We start from the raw sequence: 20,986 nt of genomic DNA on the forward strand, positions 1-20,986 counted from the left end.
TATCGTGGGTCGCGCTCGACGGAGGGAATCGACATGACCGCAGCGGCCGACAGCCACGACCTCATCCGCGTCCAGGGGGCGCGGGAGAACAACCTCAAGAACGTCAGCGTCGAGCTTCCCAAGCGGAGGCTGACGGTGTTCACCGGAGTATCCGGCTCGGGCAAGAGCTCGCTGGTCTTCGGCACGATCGCGGCCGAATCCCAGCGCATGATCAATGAGACGTACAGCGCTTTCGTCCAAGGATTCATGCCGTCGCTCGCCCGTCCCGATGTCGACGTGCTCGAAGGCTTGACCACGGCGATCATCGTCGACCAGGAGCGGATGGGCGCCAACGCGCGGTCGACGGTCGGAACCGTGACGGACGCGAACGCGATGCTCCGCATCCTGTTCAGCAGGCTCGGGCAGCCGCACATCGGCTCGCCGCAGGCCTTCTCGTTCAACATCCCGTCGGTGACGGGCAGCGGGGCGATCACGGTCGGCGACAAGACGGAGAAGCGCGAGTTCGCACAGCTGGGCGGGATGTGCCCGCGGTGCGAGGGCATGGGCTCGGTGAGCGACATCGACCTGGCGCAGCTGTTCGACGACAGCAAGTCGCTGCTGGAGGGGGCCATCACCATCCCCGGGTACACGGCAGACGGCTGGGCGGTGCGGATCATCGGCAACTCGGGGTTGGTGCCGGCCGACAAGCCGATCCGCGACTTCACGGACCAGGAACGCCAGGACTTCCTCTACAAGGAGCCCGTCAAAGTCAAAATCGAGGGCATCAACCTGACCTACGAGGGCCTCGTGCCCAAGGTCCAGAAGTCGATGCTGTCGAAAGACGTGAACGCGATGCAGCCGCACATCCGGGCGTTCGTCGAGCGCGCGGTCACGTTCACCACCTGCCCGGAGTGCGGCGGGACGCGGCTCAGTGAGGGGGCGCGGGCGTCGAAGATCGGCGGCATCAGCATCGCGGACGCGTGCGCGATGCAGATCACCGACCTCTCCGACTGGGTGCGCGGGCTCGACGAGCCTTCCGTCGCCCCACTGCTGAAGAACCTCCAGCACCTGCTCGACTCGTTCGTCGACATCGGGCTCGGGTACCTGTCGCTGGATCGTCCGTCCGGGACGCTGTCCGGCGGCGAGGCACAGCGCACCAAGATGATCCGGCACCTCGGATCGTCGCTCACCGACATCACGTACGTCTTCGACGAGCCGACGGTCGGTCTGCACCCGCACGACATCCAGCGGATGAACGAACTGTTGCTCCAGTTGCGCGACAAGGGCAACACCGTGCTGGTCGTCGAGCACAAGCCGGAAGCGATCGCGATCGCCGATCACGTCGTCGACCTCGGCCCACGGGCGGGTTCCGCCGGCGGCGAGGTCGTGTTCGAGGGATCGGTCGAGCAGCTGCGTGCGAGCGGAACGCTCACGGGACGGCACCTCGACGACCGTGCGCGGCTCAAGGAGGAGGTGCGCCGGTCGACCGGCGCGCTGGAGGTGCGCGGGGCGACCGAGCACAACCTGCAGGGCGTGGACGTCGACATCCCGCTCGGAGTGCTCGTGGTCGTCACGGGCGTGGCGGGCTCCGGCAAGAGCTCGCTCATCCACGGGTCGGTCGCGTCGCGCGACGGAGTCGTGGCGGTCGACCAGGGGGCGATCCGCGGGTCGCGCCGCAGCAACCCCGCGACCTACACGGGGATGCTGGAGCCGATCCGCAAGGCGTTCGCGAAGGCCAACGGAGTGAAGCCCGCGCTGTTCAGCGCCAACTCGGAGGGCGCCTGCCCCAACTGCAACGGAGCCGGCGTCATCTACACCGACCTCGGCGTGATGGCGGGAGTGTCGACCGTCTGCGAGGTGTGCGAGGGCAGACGCTTCGACGAGTCGGTGCTGGAGTACACCCTGGGTGGACGCGATATCAGCGAGGTGCTCGCGATGCCGGTCACCGAGGCCGAGGCGTTCTTCGCCGGTGGTGACGCGAAGCTGCCGGCCGCCCACGCCATCCTGAACCGGCTGTCGGATGTCGGGCTCGGCTACCTGACGATCGGACAGCCTCTGACCACCCTGTCCGGCGGTGAACGGCAGCGGCTCAAGCTCGCCACGCACATGGCCGAGAAGGGCGGCGTGTACGTCCTCGACGAGCCGACGACCGGTCTGCACCTCGCCGACGTCGAACAGCTTCTGGGGCTGCTCGACGGGCTGGTCGACGGCGGCAAGTCGGTCATCGTGATCGAGCACCACCAGGCGGTGATGGCGCACGCCGACTGGATCATCGACCTCGGCCCCGGCGCCGGGCACGATGGTGGCCGGCTGGTCTTCGAGGGCACCCCTGCCGAACTCGTCGCCGCACGGTCGACGCTGACGGGCGAACACCTCGCGCGCTACGTCGGCGCCTGAACCGGCGTTACGGAACCTTACGGGCCGTGCGTGCCCGCCGGGCCGGCGCCGGATACCGTCGGAGCGTGACCACCCCGATCGAGAACCTGGGCCGTGAGACCCGCCTGTACCCGCCATCGGACGAGTTCGCCAGTCAGGCGAACGTGGATGCGTCGGTGTTCGCCGAAGCGGCCGGCGATCCGGTCGCGTTCTGGGAGCGGCAGGCCGAACGCCTCGACTGGGCGGAGCCCTGGCACACCGCGCACACGTGGGAGCCAGCCGTCATCGGGGAGGATGGCGACCTCACCGTCCCGCGGGCGGAATGGTTCGCGGGCGGGCGCCTGAATGCGGCCGTCAACTGCGTCGACCGGCACGTCGACGCCGGACGCGGCGACCGTGTGGCGATCCACTTCGAGGGCGAGCAGGGCGACCGCGAGACGATCACTTACGCCGACCTGCAGCGCCGGGTCGCGCGGGCCGCGAACGCCCTCACGGCCTTGGGCATCGGAAAGGGCGACCGGGTCGTCGTCTACCTGCCGGTCATCCCCGAGACGGTCGTCATCACGCTCGCGATCGCGCGGGTGGGCGCCATCCACTCGCTCGTGTTCGGCGGGTTCTCGGCCGAGGCGCTGCGTTTCCGGGTCGAAGACACGGGCGCGAAGCTGGTGGTCACCACCGATGGGCAGTTCCGCCGGGGTGCCGCGGTACCCGTCAAAGCGAACGCGGATGCGGCGGTCGCCGGTGACAACGCCGTCGAGCACGTCCTGGTGGTGCGCCGCACGGGCGAGCTGACGCCGGACATCCCGTGGACGCCGGGCCGCGACGTGTGGTGGCACGACGTCGTCGATACTGCTCCGGACATCCACGAGCCGGAGTTCTTCGACGCCGAGACGCCGCTGTTCATCATCTACACGTCCGGCACGACCGGGCGCCCGAAGGGGGTCGTCCACACGACCGGCGGCTACCTGACGCAGGCCTCGTGGAGTCACTGGGCGTTGTTCGACGCCAAGGACGACGACGTGTATTGGTGCACGGCCGACCTCGCCTGGGTCACAGCGCACACCTACGTCCTGTACGGACCGCTCTCGAACTGTGCCACCTCCGTCCTCTACGAGGGCACGCCGAACACCCCGCACACCGGACGCCACTTCGAGCTGATCGAGCGCTACGGCGTGACCACGTACTACACGGCCCCGACGCTCATCCGGACGTTCATGACCTGGTTCCCCGAGGGCCTCGGCGACCGCTGGGATCTGTCCAGCATCCGGCTGCTCGGAACCGTCGGCGAGGCGATCAACCCGGAGGCCTGGGTGTGGTTCCGCGAGAACATCGGCGCAGGCCGGGCGCCAGTGGTCGACACCTGGTGGCAGTCGGAGTCCGGCGCCGCGATCGTCGCACCGCTGCCCGGCGTGACGGCGCTGAAGCCCGGCTCCGCGACTGTCGCCGTGCCGGGGGTGACCGTGCGGGTCGTGGATGAGCGAGGCGAGGACGTACCGCGTGGCTCGGGCGGCTCCATCGTGATCGACGGCACGTGGCCCGCCATGTCGCGGACCGTCTGGGGAGACCCGGAGCGGTACCGGGACTCGTACTGGCGGCCGTACGCCCACCGTGGCTACTTCCTCGCGGGCGACGGAGCAGCAGTCGACGCCGACGGCTACATATGGCTGCTCGGGCGCCTCGACGACGTCATCAACGTGTCCGGGCACCGCCTCTCGACCATCGAGATCGAGTCGGCGCTGGTGGCGCATCCACGCGTCTCCGAGGCGGCCGTCGTCGGCGTGGGCGACGACACCACCGGGCAGGCGGTCGCCGCGTTCGTCGTGCCGTCGGGAGAGGCGCCGGGCGAAACCGAGCTGCGCGAACAGGTCACCCGCGAGATCGGGGCGATCGCGAAGCCGCGCCACGTGGTGCTCGTCGGGGACCTCCCGAAGACGCGCTCGGGCAAGATCATGCGTCGGCTGCTGGTCGACCTCTTCGACGGTCGCCCGCTCGGCGACACGACCTCGCTGCAGGACGAGACGGTGCCGCACGCGATCGCGGCCGCCCTCGCCGGTCGGTCGAGTTGACACGACACGCCGTGCGAGAGGCCGGCGCGACGGCGTGTTGCGTCAACTAGAGAGGGCAGCCGGGTCAGCGCAGGTCGGCGACGGTCAGCGCGGCGTCGATGAGGCCGAGGTGCGACAGCGCCTGCGGGAAGTTGCCCCAGAAAGCGCCGTCCGCATCCATCATCTCCGCGTAGAGTCCGACGTCGTTGGCCCGCCCGATCAGGTCGTCCATCAGCGTGGATGCCTCGGTCACGTCGCCGACGCAGGCCAGCGCCGACACGAGCCAGAACGAGCACGCGGTGAACGGCCGCTCGCCCTCGGCCTCGGCGCCGGTGAAGCGGTACAGCAGCGCGCCCACCCCCAGGTCGCGTCGCAGCGCGGCGATGGTGGAGCGCATCCGCTCGCCCCGGTCGAAGCCGCTGGGAGCGTGCAGCAGCACGGACGCATCCAGCTCTTCCGCGCCGGCCGCCATCGTGTACGCCGCAAGGTCGTCCGACCAGCAGTTCTCGCCGACCCACGCGTGGATGAGGTCCGCCTCGCGACGCCAGCGCGACGGGTTGCCCTCGATCTGGCCGAGCTTCACCAGCTCGAGGGCCGACTGCAGCGCCTGCCAGCAGCCCATCTTCGACGAGGTGTGGTGGCGGAGCTCGGTCAGCTCCCACATCCCGGAGTCCGGCAGCCGCCAGACATCGCACACGTGGTCGGCGACATCGGCGACCAGGCGCCGGGTCGGCACGTCGAGGACGTTGCCGGCCGCCGCGTAAGCGAGCGCCACGCTGAGCAGATCGCCGAAGACGCCGAGCTGGAGCTGCCCCGCCGCCCGGTTTCCCGTCACCACCGGCCCGATGCCGCGCCAGCCGGGCACGTCATGCGTCTGCGGGGCGGCGGACGACTCCTCCCGCAAGCCGTAGAGCACGCGCACTTCGGCGACGTCGCCCTTCACCGCGCGCAGTAGCCAGGAGATCGCCGCGTGGGTCTCCTCCCGTAGCCCGAACCGCGCGAGCGCCCGCAGCGCGTACGCGGTGTCGCGCACCCAGGCGAAGCGGTAGTCCCAGTTCTTGCCGCCGCGCGGCGTCTCCGGGAGGGACGTGGTGGCCGCGGCAGCGATGGCGCCCGTCGGCGCGTAGAGCAGCAGTTTGAGGGCGAGGGCGCTGCGCTGCACGGCGTCATCCCACGGTCCCTGGTACGAGAAGGTCCGCGACCAGAGTTCCCAATTCGACAGGGTGCGATCGATGCCGATGTCGACGTTCCCCGGGTCGGGCAGGTGCAGCGGTTCGTCGTCGGTCGCGACGATGCTCAGCGTGCGGCGGGCGCCTTCGGTGACGCGGATGCGGCCGCCGAAACGCGGCGCATCCTCGTCCTCCTCAGTGTCGTTCAGTCCGGTGACACCGATGTTGACCCGGTCCACCCGGAGGATGCGCTTGCCGTCCACCCGCTCGGCCCATGGACTCGCACCCCCAAGCATGGTTCCCGGCTCGACGGCCCAGTCCATGACGACCGTGCCCGTCACGCCTTCGATGCGGCGGGCCAGCTCCAGCCAGGGGAGGCGGCCGGCGACGCCGGTGACGAGCGCATCCGTCACCCGCACCGTGCCGGTCGCGGTGCGGAACGTCGTCTCCAGGACGTTCGTCCCGGGCAGGTAGCGCCTGGTCGTCTCGAAGTCGCTCACCGGATGCAGCAGGATGTGGCCGCCGCGCTCGGGATCGAGCAGCGAGGCGAAAGCGGGCGGGGAGTCAAGGCTCGGTACCGGGAGCCAGTCGACGGTGCCCGATCGGTCGATCAGCGCGACCGTCCGGCCGTCGCCGAGAGCGGCGTGGTCCTCGATGGCGGCCTCGCGCATGCCGTTCGCCGTCACGCTCGCTGCTGGAGCCCCGCCGCCGAGATGACGGCCTCGCGGAAGGCCGGGGTCAGCTGAGCGGCTGTGGGCCGCGCGGCCGGGTCGGCTGCGGTCATGGCGTGAAGGATGCGCGGCCAGTCGTCGGGGAGCCCGTCGGGGATCGGCGGCTCATGCTCGAGACGGGCGAGCGCCGATTCGACCGCGGACCCCGGGTACGTGACCGACCGGGTGAAGCACTCGAGCAGCACGAGGCCCAGCGAGTAGATGTCGCTCGCCGACGTCGCCGGCTGGCGCATCGCCTGCTCGGGGCTGAGGTAGGCCGCCGTTCCGGTGGTCTTCCCCTCATCCGGCTGTGCAGGGGTGCCGGCGATGCCGCTCGCGATGCCGAAGTCGGTGAGTCGTGCGCGGGCGCGGAACGTCGTCGTGCCGTAGGAGACGAGCATGATGTTGGACGGCTTGATGTCGCGGTGCACGACGCCGTTCGCATGCACGTACTCCAACGCCTCGGAGATGTCGTAGGCCACCTCGGCGATCTCTTCCAGCTCGAGTTCGCGCTCGGCCAGCGCGGTGGCGAGGTCCGTGCCGGTGACGAGTTCCATGATGAGGAACGGACGTGGGTCCTTCGGCGACGTGTAGTCGATCCCGGCGTCGATGAGCGAGACGATGCCGTGGTGGCTCAGCCGTGCGAGCGCCGCCTGCTCTGTGCGGTACTGCGCCATCTCCTCCTCGCCGCCCGCCCGGTACAGCTTGATGGCGACCTCGCGGCCGAGCAGCTCGTCGGTGGCCCGGAAGATGCTGGCCTCCCCACCGCGTCCGATCACGTACTGCGGGCGGTAGCGCCCGAGCAGGGCCGGGATGGTCGACTCGGGCATCAGCTGTTCCGTGACCGCAGGAGGGCGAACGACGACTCGCCCAGGATGACACTGGTGCTGTCGTGCACCGCGAGCTCGGGGTCGCTGGAGAGCTCGAGCTCCCACGGCGAGCCGGCGGCGTCGGGCAGCATGAACTCGACGCCGTTGCCCGCCGCGTTGAGCATCAGGAGGAACGAGTCGGAGCCCTCGTGACGCAGCTCGAACGCTATGGACCGCGCCTCGGGGTCGGCCCAGTCCTCGTCGGAGAACGGCTCGCCGTCCGCGCGGACGATGCAGACGACATCCGTGCCGCCCACCTCGGGCGCCTGCCGGTACCACTCCGGGCGAAGGGCGGGCTCGGAGCGACGCAGGCGGATCAGCTTCGACGTGAACTCGTGCAGCTCCCAGTCGGCGTTCGCCCAGTCGAACCAGGAGATCTCGTTGTCCTGGCAGTAGGCGTTGTTGTTGCCCTGCTGGGTGCGGCCGATCTCGTCGCCGCCGAGAATCATGGGTACGCCCGCGGACAGCAGCACCGTGGCGAGGAAGTTCTTGCGCTGCCGGATGCGGAACGCGTTGATCCCCTCGTCATCGGTGGGGCCCTCGACGCCGTAGTTGTTCGACCGGTTGTCGGATTCGCCGTCGCGGTTGTCCTCGCCGTTCGCCTCGTTGTGCTTCTCGTTGTAGCTGGTCAGGTCGGCCAGGGTGAAACCGTCATGGGCGGTCACGAAGTTGACGCTCGAGAGCGGGGCGCGGCGCGAGTCCTCGTAGATGTCCGGGCTGCCGAGGACGCGCTGCGACAGCGTCGACAGCACCCCCGGGGTGCCGCGCCAGTAGTCGCGGACGTCGTCGCGGAACTTCCCGTTCCACTCCGACCAGTCGGCGGGGAAGCCGCCGAGCTGGTAGCCGGCGACATCCCACGGCTCGGCGATCAGCTTCACCTGCGCGAGTGTCGGGTCCTGCTGGATGAGGGTCAGGAACGCGCTGTGGAGGCTGGCGTCGCCGCCCTGCCGGGTCAGCGTGGTCGCCAGGTCGAAGCGGAAGCCGTCGATGTGCATGTCCTCGACCCAGTAGCGGAGAGAGTCCATGATCACCTGCAGGGCGGCCGGGTGGCTCACATTGAAACTGTTGCCGGTGCCGGTGGTGTCGAAGTAGTGGGCGGCATCCCCCTCGACCAGCCGGTAGTAGGACGGGTTGTCGATGCCCTTGAAGCTGTACGTCGGACCCAGGTCGTTGCCCTCGGCGGTGTGGTTGTAGACCACGTCGAGGATGACCTCGATGCCCGCCGCGTGCAGCGCCTTGACCATGCCTTTGAACTCGTCGACCTGGTGGCCGGTGTCGCCGGTGGCCGCGTACTCGTTGTGCGGCGCGAAGAAGCCGATGGAGTTGTAGCCCCAGTAGTTGCGGAGGCCCTTCTCCTGCAGGTGCGCATCCTGGACGAACTGGTGGATGGGCAGCAGTTCGACAGCGGTGACGCCGAGGTTCTTGAGGTACTCGACGGCTGCGGGATGCGCGAGGCCGGCGTAGGTGCCGCGGAACTCCTCGGGCACCCACTCCATGAGCTTCGTGAACCCCTTCACGTGCATTTCGTAGATGATCGTCTCGCTCAGCGGCGTGCGCGGGCGCTCGTGGTCGCCCCAGTCGAACTCCTGGCGGTCGATGGCGACGCCGAGGGCGACGTGGCGTGCTCCATTGGTGTCGCTGCGGCGCTTCGGGCGGCCGAGTTGGTGGCCGAAGACGGCCTGGGTGTTGTCCCACGAGCCGGTCACGGCGCGGGCATGCGGAGGCAGGAGCACTTTCGCGGGCGAGAAGCGAAGACCGTTGGCCGGATCCCAGGGGCCGTTGACGCGCAGCCCGTACCGGGTGCCCGGGACGAGGCCCGGCACGAACCCGTGGAACACGTGCCCGGTTCGCTCGGTGAGCTCGCTCTGCTTCTCGCGGCCACGCGCGTCGAACAGCGAGACGATCACCTTGTCGGCTCGCTCGCTGTAGACGGCGACGTTGGCGCCGCCCTCCCGCAGGGTGATTCCCAGCGGGTAGGGAAGGGATTCCGCCGTCACAGCGATGCCCTCCGCAGTGTGGATGCGCTGTGGAGGGTCCGGCGGTGGGGCCGGGGGCAGGGCTTGGGCACGGTGCCTCCGATCGGTAGACCGTAACGATACCTGCGAGGCGGTGCTGTCCTCCAGGCATTGACAGGGGGGTGGCGGACCGTTAGGCGCGGGTCACAACGGCGAGATCCGAGACTCCAGCCAACGAACGACCTCGGCGTGCTCGACTCCACCGTGCGCCAACTTCCGTATGAAGGTGTCCGCCTCGGACACCGGCTCGCTGGTCAGGTGCAGGTCAGTGAGCGCGAGGAACGTCTTGGCTACGATCCACGCGAGTCGCTTGTTGCCGTCTGCGAGCGGATGATTCCGGTTGAGGGCGATCAGGAGGGCGGCGGCTTTCTCGACATCTCCCTCGTACATCTCCTCGCCGAAGACGGGCAGGGGCGAGGCGAGAGCCGAGAGCAGCAAGTTCTTGTCGCGGACGTGGAAACTCAGTTGTCGGATCAACCCCAACACATCCCGGGGCTCGAGGTACTCGGTCACTGGGAGAGAGCGTCGAGCAGCGCCGCGTCCTCATCGAGGATGCGGTCCATGATCGCCCGCGTGCGAGCACTCTTGTCGAGCTGAGCGGCTCGCGCTTCGAGAGCGAGCTTCACGACTTCTGTCTTCGTCCGGTGCTCCTGCTGAGCAAGCGTTTCGAGCAGTTCTTCGTGGGCGGCGTCGAGCCGCAGATTCATGGCCATTGTGCACTCCTCGTACCAATTGGTACCTGAGTGTACCGCCTGGCACCTATCGCCGTGTCACCCACACCGCCTGGTCGAAGGCGGCGACGGCGTCCGCGGGGGGCGCGCCGAGGCCCGTGCCGGAGAGGCTGACCTCGACCAGGAGGCCGCCGCGCGAGAAGCGGAAGACGCCCTCGGCGTAGGCCACGTCCGTCGCCTTCGCATCGGCAGGCACGGTGCGGCGGAGCGCCGTCAGCGTCCGGTACCAGTCGAGCATCCGCGCGTTCTCCGGGCGGCCGGGCTCGGACCAGTCCAACTTCGAGCGCTGGAACGTCTCCGGGTCCTGCGGGTCGGGGACGACGTCCGGGTCCCATCCCATCTTCGCGAACTCCTCGATGCGGCCCTCGGCCGTCACCTTGCCGAGCTCGGGCTCCGGGTGCGAGGTGAAGAACTGCCAGGGCGTCGTCGCGGCCCACTCCTCTCCCATGAACAGCATGGGCGTGAACGGGCCGAGCAGGGTGAGGGCTGCGGCGACCGCCAGCCGGCCGGAGTCGAGCGTGGCGGTGAGGCGATCTCCGGCCGCACGGTTGCCGATCTGGTCGTGGTCCTGGCTGAAGACGACGAGCCGCGTGAAGGGGATGTCGGCGTCGAGTGGACGGCCGTGGCGGCGCTCGCGGAAGCTGGACCAGGTGCCGTCGTGGAAGAAGCCGCGCTGGAACACCTTCACCAGCGCATCCGGGTTCGCGAAGTCGGAGTAGTACCCGGTGTCCTCGCCGGTCAGATTGGCGTGGATGGAGTGGTGCACGTCGTCGTCCCACTGGGCGTGGAGTCCGTAGCCGTGATGCGAGCGGGTGCGGATGAGGCGGGGGTCGTTGAGGTCGCTCTCCGCTATGAGCGTGCGCGGCCGGCCCGTCTCGCCCGCGAGCTCGTCCGCCAGCACCGCGAGCTCCTCGAGCAGGTGCGTCGCGCCCGAATCCTTGAGGGCGTGGACCGCATCCAGCCGCAGGCCGTCGACGTGCATCTCGCGCAGCCAGTACTCCGCATTGTCGAGGATGTAGCGGCGCACCTCGTCGGAGGACGGCCCGTCGAGGTTGATGGAGACACCCCAGGTGCTCGCGCCCTGGCCGAAGTACGGACCGAACTTCGGCAGGTAGTTCCCGCTCGGACCGAGGTGGTTGTAGACGACGTCCTGGATGACCGCCAGCCCGCGTCGATGGCACGTCTCGACGAACCGCTGGTACGCGGCCGGGCCGCCGTACTGCTCCTGCACGGCGTACCAGAGAACGCCGTCGTAGCCCCAGTTGTGCGTGCCGTTGAAGGCGTTCACGGGGAGGAGCTCGATCGCGTCGACGCCGAGCGCGATCAGGTGATCCAGGCGCCCGAGGGCGGCATCCAGCGTCCCCTCGGGGGTGAAGGTGCCGATGTGGAGCTCGTAGATGACCGCGCCGGTGAGGTCTCGGCCCTCCCACTCGCCGTCCGCCCACTCGTGTGCGCGAGGGTCGAACTCGCGGCTCAGCTCGTGCACCCCGTTCGGCTGGCGCAGCGACCGCGGGTCGGGGAAGGGGCCTTCGCCGTCGACCAGGAAGCCGTAGTCGAGCGGCTCGTCGGGGAGGGCGGGCGACTCGGCGAGTTCCCACCAGCCGCCGGTCGGGCTGTCCGCGGTGGCGGGGATGAGCGTGAGCGGGAAGGTCCCCAGGTCGCCGAGCACCACATCCACCGCTCGGCCCTCCGGCGCCCAGACGGGAAACCGGCGCTCGCCCCAGCCGCCGGTCATCGGACCGCCGCCAGCAGTGCGACCGGATAGGTTTCGAAGACGGAGGCGAGCGGCACGCGGCCCCGGTGCTCGCGCCCGGTGAGTTCGTCGCGCATGGGATCCTCCCCGAGGTCGATCGTCGTGTCCGCCCAGCCGCCGGTCGCGGCCAGCCCCACGGGCAGGCGCGTGGCGAGCGCGATCGCACCGCCGCGGTCGAAGCCGACGAGGTGGCCGGCGCGCGAGCCTTCCGCGTAGACCGGGTGATAGCCGGTGAACAGCTCGGGGCGATCGCGGCGCAGGCGGAGGGCCTTGGCGGTGACCAGTACCTTCGCGGCGCCCGACGAGTCGATCTCGGGCTGCCATCCCTCGTCGATGTGGGCCAACAGCGCGGAGGCGGCGTCGAATTCGACGGGCCGGCGGTTGTCGGGGTCGACCAGCGACCGCTCCCACCGCTCGGAGCCCTGGTAGACGTCCGGGATGCCGGGGGCGGTCAGCTGCAGCAGCTTCGCAGCGAGGCCGTTGCTCGCGCCCGGCGCTTCGATGACGGCGGACAGCGCCTCCACCTCGGCGCGGACGCGCTCGTCGTCGAAGGCGGCGTCGATCGCCGCGGCCATCCGCTGTTCGAACGCCTCGTCGGGATCGGTCCAGCCGGTGGAGGCGCCGGCCTCGCGCGCCGCCTTGAGCGCGTAATCCTGCAGGCGCTCGCGGGAGGCGGGCCACGCACCGACGACCGACTGCCACAGCAGGTTCTCGAGCGATCCATCGCCGAACCCGACCCGGTCGCGCACCGTGCGTAGGAAGCGCTCCCAGCGTCCCGGCAGCTCGGCCAGGACGTGGATGCGCGCCCGCGTGTCCTCGCCGCGCTTCGTGTCGTGGGTCGAGAGCACGGTCATCGACTCGGGGAGGCGCCGCTGGCGGTCGGCCTGGCGGCGGTGGAACTCCTCCGGCGAGACTGCGAACTCGGCCGGGTCGCCGCCCACCTCGGTGAGCGAGACGAGACGGGTGTACCGGTAGAAGGCGTTGTCCTCCACGCCCTTGGCCATGATCGCGCCGGTGGTCTGCTCGAACCGGTCGCCCAGGCGGTCGGTGATGCGGGCGATGACGGGGGCGAGGTCGGGCCGGGACTCCGCGGCCGCGAGCCGCGCCTCCTCCAGGTACTCGGCGCCGAACGGGAGGTAGCTCCGGTACACGGGGAACCAGGCGGCCAGCTCGGCTACCGCGTCGGCGACCTCGTCGTCGGTGCCCTCGCCGAGCTCGCGGACCACGCGCAGCACTTCACTGCGGAGGATGCTGTCGGCGATCGCGCGCTTGCGGCGGTGCACCAGCTCCGCCCAATCCTGGCTCTCCTCGCGCTCGTCCAGTTCGCCTGCGAATGCCGTGAGCGGGCCTTCGCCGGACGGGTCGACCAGCACGCGGTCGATGATCGCGAGCGCGTCGTACCCGGTGGTGCCCTGCACGGGCCAGTCGGGCATCCGCTCGTCGCCCTCGATGATCTTCTCGACCCAGATCGGCGCGTCGCCGGCGAGGGCTCGCAGCCGCTCCAGGTACTGAGCGGGGTCGCGGAGGCCGTCCGGGTGGTCGACGCGGATGCCGTCGACCAGCCCCTCGTCCACCCAGCGCGCGATCTCCCGGTGGGTGTCGTCGAACACCTGCTGGTCTTCGACCCGGAGCCCGGCGAGCGTGGTGACAGCGAAGAAGCGGCGGTAGTTCAACTCGGCGTCGGCGCGACGCCACGACATGAGCTCGTAGTGCTGGCGGGCGTGCACCTCCTGCGGGGTGCCCTCGCCGGTGCCGGGGGCGATCGGGAAACGGTGGTCGTAGTAGCGCAGTTCGCCGTCCTCGATCCGGAGGGCGTCCTCTTCGTCAGGGCCGTCGCCGAGGATCGGGAGGCGCAGGCGACCGTGGCCGAACTCCCAGTCGATGTCGAAGTAGGAGGCGTGACGGGCCTCCTTGCCGTGCGTGAGCACATCCCACCACCAGGCGTTGACCGCGGGCGTCGCGACCCCCATGTGGTTGGGCACGATGTCGACGAGCACTTTCAGGCCGCGCTCGTGGGAGGCGTCGGCGAATTCGCGCAGGGCCTCCGGGCCGCCGCGAGAGGCGTCGACGCGGCTGTGGTCCACGACATCGTACCCGTGCATCGACCCGGGCTCGGCCTCGAGAAGCGGTGAGAGGTAGACCCAGTCCGCTCCGAGGCGCTGGATGTGGTCGAGCACCTGGGTGGCGTCGCGGAGGGTGAAGTCGGGGGAGATCTGGAGGCGGTAGGTGCTCACACGCTTCATTCTGGGGGAGGGGAGAGGTGCCGAGTAGGCCTTGAAATCTCGCGCCGGTCGTATTGCTAGACAGGCGAGCAATATGCTGGAGGCAACCAGCTTTGTGTCGCACCCGGCGGCCGGGCGCCCGAGGGGAGTGGCGGAAGTGGCAGTGCTGAATTACGGGGGCGCGGAGTACGAGTTCAGCGACAGGATGCTCGCCCATCTTCAGGTGGTCATCACCAACAAGCTGCGGCGTCGCGAGTCGTTCGCACTCAGCTGGATGCGGGACGACGATGGCGGTCGGGAGGCAATCTGGATCGACAACGGCTTCCCGATCGGCTTCCACTACGACGACGGCGCCATCGCGCCTCTCAACCGCGACTGGCTGGAGGCGCTGCTCGACGGGACGCACCGGCCCAACGGCCTCCTCGTGACGCCGGAGCCCGCCAAGTCCACCCGTGAGGGGCAGGTCGCCGTCCGGGGTTGATTTCTCAGGAGATCGGTCGGGGGTAGACGGGCTGTCGACGTGGTGGGAGCGTCGAAGGCGAATCGGAGGACGAAAGGAGACCTCATGGGACTCGACGACAAGATCGAGAACGCGGGCGAGAAGCTCGGAGGCAACGCCAAGGAGGCCACAGGCAAGGCCACCGGTGACGAGCGACTCGAGGCCGAGGGCAAGGGCGACAAGGCCAAGGCCGACGTGAAGCAGGCAGGCGAGAAGATCAAAGACGTCTTCAAGGACTGACGCCTTCACGAACTGACGTGTTCAGCGAAGCCCCCGCCCGGATTCGGGTAGGGGCTTCGCAATGCCCGGCCGTTCATCCTGCGTTTCCCTGAGATGCGGCTTTTGTTCGCCCGGCGCTCGGAGTAGCTTCCGGTCATGGGAGACCGGTCGGATCGGGCGAAGGCTTGGCGGAGGGCGGCCGTCGGCGGCATCCTGGCCGCGCTGGCGCTCCTCGCGACGATCGCGGTGGCCATCGCCATCCCCACACAAGGAGAGAACCCGCGTGCCTGGGGCGTGGTCGTCTGCGGGTTCGTCACGGTGGCTCTGTGCGGGCAGATCGTCGCGCGCAACCGGAGGCTACTGCGCCACTACCGCGGTGACGACCTGGCGCCTGGCCGTCAGGCGCGGGCGAAGGCGGCGCGGTAGCGGGTCGGCGGCACGCCGACCTCGGCGTCGAAGTGGTGGCGGAGCAGCGTGGCGCTGCCGAAGCCGCACTGCCGTGCCACCTCGTCGATCGGCAGCTCGGTCGTCTCCAGCAGCAGCCGTGCGCGGAGGATGCGCTGGGTGGTCAGCCACTGCATCGGCGACACGCCCGTCTCGGCGACGAACCGACGGGAGAAGCTGCGGGTCGACATGTGGGTGCGCTCGGCCAGCATCCCGACTGTGTGGGGCTCGTCCAGGCGGTCGGTGAGGTACTCGAGCAGTTCGCTGAAGGTGTCGTCTTCGCAGTCGCTGACCGGCTTGTCGATGTACTGGCGCTGGCCGCCGTCGCGCTGCGGAGGGACGACCATGTTACGGGCGATCGTGTTCGCCACGGCGCTGCCGAGTTCGCGGCGCACGAGGTGGAGGCTGGCGTCGATCCCGGCGGAGGTGCCGGCACTGGTGATGATGCGGCCGTCGTCCACGAACAGCACGTCGGGGTCGACCCGCGCTTCCGGGAACCGACGCTGCAGCGCCTCGGAGTAGCGCCAATGGGTGGTGCAGTCGCGGCCGTCGAGCAGCCCCGCGGCTCCGAGCGCGAACGCTCCGGAGCAGACGCTGAGCAGGATGGCGCCGCGCGCGTAGGCCCGGCGGAGCGCATCCAGGAACTCCTCGGGGTACTCGTCGCGCACCGTCGCCGCGGGGACCGCGATCAGGTCGGCGTCGTCCATCGCCTCGAGTCCGTAGGGGGCGGTGACGGTGACGCCGACCGGGCTCGTTATCGGCTCCCCTGAGTGGATGGAGCAGACACGGAAGTCGAACGGCTCCAGCCCCGCATAGCTGCGGTCGAGCCCGAAGACTTCGCAGACCACGCCGAATTCGAACATGGCGAAGTCGTCGATGAGGGGAACCGCGACGGATCGGATCATGCTGCCGAGTGTAGTGGCCGAATGTTTGCGAAGATAGACCTGCAGCCATCTCGTGGCGGTATCTTTACGTCCGTAACGTTGATGTCATGGCAAACACGACGTGGACACAGGGCATCGAACACAGCTGGGTTTCTCACCCGGCCCGGGTGAAGAACGGCGAGCCGGTCGCCCGCCGTCGCTTCGTCCTCAGCGACTGGCTCCCCGCGGCGATCCTCGCACGCGGCGGGCAGATCAACCGGGAGACCGATCGGGCACTCGGCGACCTGCGCGCAGCGCAGTCGGCGCGCGAGACCGGCCGCTAGGCGTCACTCGATTCCGTGAACGCGGCCGCGATGCGCAGCGGCGCGGGACGAGGTGCAGCGGCGACGGACGCGCGCCGCACCAGGTCGGCCGCGAACACGACGGCCTCGTCGTCCACCTGCTCGCCGCGGATGCGCGCCAGCGCCCGCCGAGCAGCCGCAGCCCCGAGTTCGTAAATGGGCTGCTCGACAACCGTCAGCGGGGGCGTGGTGATGCCCGTCCACTCCGGGTTGTCGAACGCGATCAGCGAGACATCGTCCGGGATCCGCAGGCCCAGCGTCCGGATCACCTGGAAGACCGTCATGGCTATCAGGCTGTCGGAGGCGATGATCGCGGTGACCGGCTCGTCGGCGTCGAGCAACTCGCGGGCGACGGCATCCACCCCACGGCGGCGGGCGTCCAGCCGGATGTGGGTCTCGGGCGACGGGATGCCCGCTGTGGCCAGTGTCTCCATCACGCCGGCGACGCGGTCGGCGACGCTGGACATCGTGATCCGTTCGCCCGGCGTGTATTCCGGCGCAGGATGGTCGTGCGTCGAGATGAAGGCGATGCGCCGGTGGCCTTCCGCCAGCAGCTCGGAGGTGGCGGCCGCCGCGGCCGCGCGGTTGTCGACGGTGACCGAGTCGTAGGAGTGTCCGTCGGCACGGCGGTCGAGGAGCACGAGTGGCCGGCCGGCGTCGGCGACCGCGGCGAGGTGGGACACCCGGGCTGAGGATGCGGGCGCGACGATGAGCGCATCCACTTGCTTGTCGAGGAGGACGTCGACGGCCGCTTCCTCTGCATCCACGTCTTCGTCGGAGTTCGTGAGGATGACGTCGTAGCCGGCCGCGTTCGCCACGTCGGAGATGCCCCGCATGGCGTGGGCGAAGAACGGGTTCTCGATGTCGCCGACGACCACGCCGATCGTGTTCGAGCGGCCCGTGTTCATCGACTTGGCGAGCGCGTTCGGCCGGTAGTTGAGCTCCTCGGCTGCGGCCAGCACGCGGGATCGAACCGCGTCGCTCACCTGTCCGTAGTCGCCGAGGGCGCGAGCGGCTGTCGCCTTCGAGACTTTGGCCGCGCGGGCGATGTCGGCCACCGTTACGGCGCGCCGAGACGCGGGGCGTGGTGACATCGGTGCCGCCTTCCTGATTCGGGTTCTCGTGTTGACGAACCCCGGATTGATGTTATAGCGTCCCAGAAAACCAACTGAGACCGGTCTCAGCGTAAATGCCAGAGACCGGTCTCAGCAACCCCGAGATCGACGAGGATCGCACGTTCCGTTTCTCGTCCACCATCCCTCGACGATTGGACCCCGCAGTGAAACGACGCACCCTCCTCCGGCCGGCCGCACTGCTGGCCGCCGCGGCCTCGGCCGCCCTCGTCCTCGCGGCCTGCAGCTCCGGCGGCGCCTCGGGCACCACCACCAAGGACAACCCCTACGGGCTCATCGAGGCGGGCACCGTCCGCGTCGCCAGCCTCGGCGACGCCAAGCCCTACACCTTCACCGACGCCGGCGGAAACTTCACCGGCTTCGATGTCGAGCTCTTCACCGACGTGGCCAAGCGCGCCCACCTCGGCAAGGCCGTCTTCACCGGGCAGGACTTTTCCGGCCTCCTCTCCGCCGTCGCGAACCACCAGTTCGACGTCGGCGTCGCCGCCATCGGCATCACCGACGAGCGCAAGAAGACGGTCGACTTCTCCGACGGCTACCTGGCGGGCTACCTGACGGTGCTCACCACGAAGTCGAGCGGCATCGACTCGGCGAAGGACCTCGCGGGCAAGCGCCTCGGCGTGGTGCAGGGCACCCTGCAGGAGGCCTACGCGGTCAAGAACTTCCCGAAGGCGAACCTGGTCCGCTTCCCCGACAACAACGCCGCCGTCTCCGCCATCAACAGCGGCTCGGTGGATGCGCACTTCCTCGACTACGAGGCGGCAAAGAGCTACGTCTCGCAGTACCCGTCGCTGAAGGATGCGGAAGACATCCCGTCCTTCGACGCCCCCGCCGGCTTCGCCATCGCGAAGGGCAACCCGGCCCTCAAGAAGGCCCTCGACAAGGCCCTCCACGACGCGATGGAGGACGGCACCTGGAAGAAGCTCTACCAGAAGTGGTTCCCGGGCTCGCCGATGCCCGAGCAGTACCTGCCGAAGGCTGAACAGACCTCGACGCCCACCCCGTCCAAGTAGACGAGCGGGCACTCAGGGAGATCCCCATGGACTGGCTCACCACCATCACCCACACCTTCTTCGACATCCCGTCGATGCTGCAGGTCTTCCCGCAGCTCCTCGGAGTCGGACTCGTCAACACGCTGATCATCTCGATCGCGGCGACCATCATCGGCGTCGTGCTCGGCATGGTGGTCGCCGTCATGGGGATCTCCACGTCCCGCTGGCTGCGCATCCCCGCCCGCATCTACACGGACGTGTTCCGCGGACTGCCGGCAATCCTCACCATCCTGCTGATCGGACAAGGGTTCGCGCGGTTCTCGCAGTCGATCTTCGGGCCGTCTCCGTACCCGCTCGGCATCCTGGCGCTGTCGCTCATCGCGGCCGCGTACATCGGCGAGATCTTCCGCGCCGGCATCCAGAGCGTCGACCGCGGGCAGCTGGAGGCGTGCCGTGCGCTCGGCCTCAGCTACGCCAAGGCGATGCGACTGGTGGTCGTGCCGCAGGGCATCCGCCGGGTGCTTCCGGCGCTCGTCAACCAATTCATCGCCATCGTGAAGGACTCGAGCCTCGTGTACTTCCTCGGGCTGCTGGTCGGCGAGCGCGAGCTCTTCCGCGTCGGCCAGGATGCGGCCGTGCTGACCGGCAACCTGTCCCCGCTGGTGCTGGCCGGGCTCTTCTACCTCGTCATCACCGTCCCGCTGACGCACCTCGTCAACTACTTCGACAACCGGTTCCGCACCGGACGCCGTAAGCCGGCACCGCCCAAGAGCGGTCTGGACGAGCTGGATGAGGTCCAGCCGCCGGCGCCTCTCACCCTCGGGAGCAACACATGACCTACACCTCTCCGCTGCCCGCGCAGCAGACGCCCGAGTTCCGGGGCTCGGCCCTCGACCTCGTCGACCTGACCATGGCCTACGGCGACATCGATGTACTCCGCGGCGTCACCGTCTCGGTTGCCCCCGGCACCACGACCTGCGTGATCGGCCCATCCGGGTCGGGCAAGTCGACGATGCTCCGCGGCATCAACCGGCTGCACGAGCCGAAGAGTGGCGACGTGCTGCTCGGCGGCGGAAGCATCCTGGGCACGAAGCCGGATGTGCTGCGCCGCCGGATCGGGCTGGTCTTCCAGCACTTCAACCTGTTCCCTGACCACACCGCCCTGCAGAACGTCACGCTGGCGCTCCGCTCGGTGAAGCGGATGTCGAAGGCGGAGGCCCAGCGCGTCGCCGAGGAGCGCCTCATCGAGGTCGGGCTCGGGGAGCGGATGGACCACCGGCCGCGCGACCTCTCCGGCGGCCAGCAGCAGCGCGTGGCCATCGCCCGGGCGCTCGCCATGGAGCCCGAGGTGATGCTCTTCGACGAGGTCACCAGCGCGCTCGACCCCGAGCTCGTGAAGGGTGTGCTGAACCTCATGGCCGACCTCGGCCGGCGGGGTATGACCATGGTCGTCGTCACCCACGAGATGAACTTCGCCCGCAGGGTCGCCGACCAGGTGGTCTTCATGGACGAGGGGCGCGTCGTCGAGGCCGGACGACCGGACGACCTGTTCGACCGGCCGCAGAGCCCGCGCCTGCAGCGCTTCCTGTCGGAGGTGCTGTGATCCGCGCCGGACTCATCGGCTACGGCGTCGCCGGGCGGGTCTTCCACGCGCCGTTCCTGGCGGCGGACCCCGCGTTCGAGCTCGCGGCGGTCGTCACCTCGCAGACCGACCGGCTGGCCGCGGACCATCCGGGCGCTGTGGCGGTGCCCGACGTGGATGCGCTGCTCGCCCATCCCGGACTCGACCTGGTGGTCGTCGCCTCGCCGACGCCGCTGCACGTCGAGCACGCCGCAGCATCGATCGACGCCGGCCTCGCGACCGTCGTGGACAAGCCGTTCGCGCCGGATGCGGCGTCGGGCCGCGCGCTCATCTCGCGTGCGGAGGACGCCGGCGTCCCGTTCACCGTCTTCCAGAACCGGCGGTGGGACGGTGACTTCCTCACCCTCCGCCGCCTGATCGAGGACGGCTCGCTCGGCGACGTCCGTCGCCTCGAGTCGAGGTTCGAATGGTGGAAACCGTCGGCCGACGAGTCCTGGAAATCGACAACGGGCGCAGGTGAGGGCGGCGGCATCCTCTTCGACCTCGGCGCCCACCTCATCGACCAGGCGCTCCTGCTGTTCGGACCCGCCCGCGCGGTGCACTCCGAGGTGCGCAACCGCCGCGGCGGGGGAGCGGACGACGACGTGTTCGCCGTGCTCGAGCACGAGTCGGGCACGACCAGCCACCTGTGGATGAGCGCCGTCGCGCCGATCGCAGGCCCACGCTTCCGGGTGCTCGGCTCGCGCTCGGGCTTCGTCTCCTGGGGGCTCGACCCGCAGGAGGGGCAGCTCGGCGGCGGGATGCGCCCCGGCGACCCGCGCCTCGGCCGCGCCATCGCACCGGCCCGCGTCGGGACCGACGCGCACCCCGACGAGCTGCCGCTCATCCCCGGCGACTACGCCGAGTTCTACCGCCGGCTGGCCGCATCCCTCCAGGACGGGGCCGCGCTCCCCGTCGACCCGCGGGACAGCCTCGCGGTCCTCGAACTGATCGACACCATCCACACCCAGAACCGAAAGTGAG

19 protein-coding genes are annotated in these 20,986 nt (G+C 69.5%); 10 read left to right on the top strand and 9 right to left on the bottom strand.

Features of this window, described 5'->3' with window-relative positions; all coding sequences use genetic code 11:
• Positions 1-33 precede the first annotated feature (33 nt).
• On the top strand, positions 34-2,376 hold the full coding sequence (locus AB4Z18_RS12885) for an ATP-binding cassette domain-containing protein (protein ID WP_441783134.1): 2,343 nt from the start codon (positions 34-36) through the stop codon (positions 2,374-2,376).
• 65 nt (positions 2,377-2,441) lie between these two features.
• Positions 2,442-4,421 (top strand): acetate--CoA ligase, encoded by a 1,980-nt coding sequence (acs, locus tag AB4Z18_RS12890; protein WP_441783135.1) that lies wholly within the window; start codon positions 2,442-2,444, stop codon positions 4,419-4,421.
• A gap of 64 nt (positions 4,422-4,485) precedes the next feature.
• On the opposite strand, the gene AB4Z18_RS12895 is transcribed toward acs, so the two are convergent.
• The 7 genes from AB4Z18_RS12895 to treY form a co-directional block, all read right to left on the bottom strand.
• Entirely contained in the window at positions 4,486-6,240 is a 1,755-nt protein-coding gene (locus AB4Z18_RS12895) for a glycoside hydrolase family 15 protein (protein WP_441784003.1), read from the bottom strand.
• Positions 6,241-6,251: 11 nt separating this feature from the next.
• Positions 6,252-7,109, bottom strand: a complete 858-nt coding sequence (locus tag AB4Z18_RS12900) for a serine/threonine-protein kinase (RefSeq protein WP_441783136.1) — start codon at positions 7,107-7,109, stop codon at positions 6,252-6,254.
• Positions 7,109-9,145, bottom strand: a complete 2,037-nt coding sequence (gene glgX / locus AB4Z18_RS12905; protein ID WP_441783137.1) for a glycogen debranching protein GlgX — start codon at positions 9,143-9,145, stop codon at positions 7,109-7,111. The genes AB4Z18_RS12900 and glgX overlap by 1 nt, the downstream gene beginning before the upstream one ends.
• A 162-nt stretch (positions 9,146-9,307) precedes the next feature.
• Entirely contained in the window at positions 9,308-9,640 is a 333-nt protein-coding gene (locus AB4Z18_RS12910) for a type II toxin-antitoxin system death-on-curing family toxin (RefSeq protein WP_441783138.1), read from the bottom strand.
• A 32-nt stretch (positions 9,641-9,672) separates the two neighbouring features.
• The gene (locus AB4Z18_RS12915; protein WP_441783139.1) at positions 9,673-9,876 is read right to left on the bottom strand and encodes a hypothetical protein; all 204 of its coding nucleotides are present in this window, start codon (positions 9,874-9,876) and stop codon (positions 9,673-9,675) included.
• Positions 9,877-9,922: 46 nt separating this feature from the next.
• Positions 9,923-11,629, bottom strand: a complete 1,707-nt coding sequence (gene treZ / locus AB4Z18_RS12920) for a malto-oligosyltrehalose trehalohydrolase (protein ID WP_441783140.1) — start codon at positions 11,627-11,629, stop codon at positions 9,923-9,925.
• Entirely contained in the window at positions 11,626-13,890 is a 2,265-nt protein-coding gene (treY, locus tag AB4Z18_RS12925; protein WP_441783141.1) for a malto-oligosyltrehalose synthase, read from the bottom strand. The genes treZ and treY overlap by 4 nt, the downstream gene beginning before the upstream one ends.
• 136 nt (positions 13,891-14,026) lie before the next feature.
• Here treY and AB4Z18_RS12930 point away from each other — a divergent pair, with 136 nt between their 5' ends.
• The 3 genes from AB4Z18_RS12930 (at position 14,027) to AB4Z18_RS12940 (ending at position 15,013) form a co-directional block, all read left to right on the top strand.
• Positions 14,027-14,350, top strand: a complete 324-nt coding sequence (locus AB4Z18_RS12930; protein WP_441783142.1) for a DUF7882 family protein — start codon at positions 14,027-14,029, stop codon at positions 14,348-14,350.
• Positions 14,351-14,434: 84 nt separating this feature from the next.
• Positions 14,435-14,608: a CsbD family protein gene (locus tag AB4Z18_RS12935; RefSeq protein WP_441783143.1), complete on the top strand. Its 174-nt coding sequence runs from the start codon at positions 14,435-14,437 to the stop codon at positions 14,606-14,608.
• Positions 14,609-14,743: 135 nt separating this feature from the next.
• Entirely contained in the window at positions 14,744-15,013 is a 270-nt protein-coding gene (locus AB4Z18_RS12940) for a hypothetical protein (RefSeq protein ID WP_441783144.1), read from the top strand.
• On the opposite strand, the gene AB4Z18_RS12945 is transcribed toward AB4Z18_RS12940, so the two are convergent.
• Positions 14,986-15,936, bottom strand: a complete 951-nt coding sequence (locus AB4Z18_RS12945) for a GlxA family transcriptional regulator (protein WP_441783145.1) — start codon at positions 15,934-15,936, stop codon at positions 14,986-14,988. The genes AB4Z18_RS12940 and AB4Z18_RS12945 overlap by 28 nt on opposite strands.
• A gap of 86 nt (positions 15,937-16,022) precedes the next feature.
• On the opposite strand from AB4Z18_RS12945, the gene AB4Z18_RS12950 reads away from it, so the two are divergent.
• Entirely contained in the window at positions 16,023-16,238 is a 216-nt protein-coding gene (locus tag AB4Z18_RS12950) for a hypothetical protein (protein ID WP_441783146.1), read from the top strand.
• On the opposite strand, the gene AB4Z18_RS12955 is transcribed toward AB4Z18_RS12950, so the two are convergent.
• The gene (locus AB4Z18_RS12955; RefSeq protein WP_441783147.1) at positions 16,235-17,350 is read right to left on the bottom strand and encodes a LacI family DNA-binding transcriptional regulator; all 1,116 of its coding nucleotides are present in this window, start codon (positions 17,348-17,350) and stop codon (positions 16,235-16,237) included. The genes AB4Z18_RS12950 and AB4Z18_RS12955 overlap by 4 nt on opposite strands.
• Positions 17,351-17,535: 185 nt before the next feature.
• Between AB4Z18_RS12955 and AB4Z18_RS12960 the strand changes: the two genes are divergently transcribed.
• From AB4Z18_RS12960 to AB4Z18_RS12975, 4 genes are read left to right on the top strand one after another with little or no spacing between them, the layout of a single operon-like run.
• Positions 17,536-18,402: an ABC transporter substrate-binding protein gene (locus tag AB4Z18_RS12960; protein ID WP_441784004.1), complete on the top strand. Its 867-nt coding sequence runs from the start codon at positions 17,536-17,538 to the stop codon at positions 18,400-18,402.
• 26 nt (positions 18,403-18,428) lie between these two features.
• Entirely contained in the window at positions 18,429-19,217 is a 789-nt protein-coding gene (locus AB4Z18_RS12965) for an amino acid ABC transporter permease (protein WP_441783148.1), read from the top strand.
• Positions 19,214-19,984, top strand: a complete 771-nt coding sequence (locus AB4Z18_RS12970) for an amino acid ABC transporter ATP-binding protein (protein ID WP_441783149.1) — start codon at positions 19,214-19,216, stop codon at positions 19,982-19,984. Before AB4Z18_RS12965 ends, AB4Z18_RS12970 begins: the two co-directional genes overlap by 4 nt.
• Positions 19,981-20,985, top strand: coding sequence for a Gfo/Idh/MocA family protein (locus AB4Z18_RS12975; protein ID WP_441783150.1), 1,005 nt, complete (start codon positions 19,981-19,983; stop codon positions 20,983-20,985). Before AB4Z18_RS12970 ends, AB4Z18_RS12975 begins: the two co-directional genes overlap by 4 nt.
• Position 20,986: the final 1 nt, after the last annotated feature.

It is taken from the genome of Leifsonia sp. 2TAF2 (assembly GCF_052115085.1).
Lineage (GTDB): Bacteria > Actinomycetota > Actinomycetes > Actinomycetales > Microbacteriaceae > Leifsonia.

What these genes read in the sequence shown, in the direction of transcription:
- AB4Z18_RS12885 (WP_441783134.1), top strand. Translation starts at nt 34, where the DNA reads ATGACCGCAGCGGCCGACAGCCACGACCTCATCCGCGTCCAGGGGGCG.
- AB4Z18_RS12895 (WP_441784003.1), bottom strand. Translation starts at nt 6,240, where the DNA reads ATGCGCGAGGCCGCCATCGAGGACCACGCCGCTCTCGGCGACGGCCGG.
- AB4Z18_RS12900 (WP_441783136.1), bottom strand. Translation starts at nt 7,109, where the DNA reads ATGCCCGAGTCGACCATCCCGGCCCTGCTCGGGCGCTACCGCCCGCAG.
- AB4Z18_RS12915 (WP_441783139.1), bottom strand. Translation starts at nt 9,876, where the DNA reads ATGGCCATGAATCTGCGGCTCGACGCCGCCCACGAAGAACTGCTCGAA.
- treZ (WP_441783140.1), bottom strand. Translation starts at nt 11,629, where the DNA reads ATGACCGGCGGCTGGGGCGAGCGCCGGTTTCCCGTCTGGGCGCCGGAG.
- treY (WP_441783141.1), bottom strand. Translation starts at nt 13,890, where the DNA reads ATGAAGCGTGTGAGCACCTACCGCCTCCAGATCTCCCCCGACTTCACC.
- AB4Z18_RS12935 (WP_441783143.1), top strand. Translation starts at nt 14,435, where the DNA reads ATGGGACTCGACGACAAGATCGAGAACGCGGGCGAGAAGCTCGGAGGC.
- AB4Z18_RS12940 (WP_441783144.1), top strand. Translation starts at nt 14,744, where the DNA reads ATGGGAGACCGGTCGGATCGGGCGAAGGCTTGGCGGAGGGCGGCCGTC.
- AB4Z18_RS12945 (WP_441783145.1), bottom strand. Translation starts at nt 15,936, where the DNA reads ATGATCCGATCCGTCGCGGTTCCCCTCATCGACGACTTCGCCATGTTC.
- AB4Z18_RS12950 (WP_441783146.1), top strand. Translation starts at nt 16,023, where the DNA reads ATGGCAAACACGACGTGGACACAGGGCATCGAACACAGCTGGGTTTCT.
- AB4Z18_RS12955 (WP_441783147.1), bottom strand. Translation starts at nt 17,350, where the DNA reads ATGTCACCACGCCCCGCGTCTCGGCGCGCCGTAACGGTGGCCGACATC.
- AB4Z18_RS12965 (WP_441783148.1), top strand. Translation starts at nt 18,429, where the DNA reads ATGGACTGGCTCACCACCATCACCCACACCTTCTTCGACATCCCGTCG.
- AB4Z18_RS12970 (WP_441783149.1), top strand. Translation starts at nt 19,214, where the DNA reads ATGACCTACACCTCTCCGCTGCCCGCGCAGCAGACGCCCGAGTTCCGG.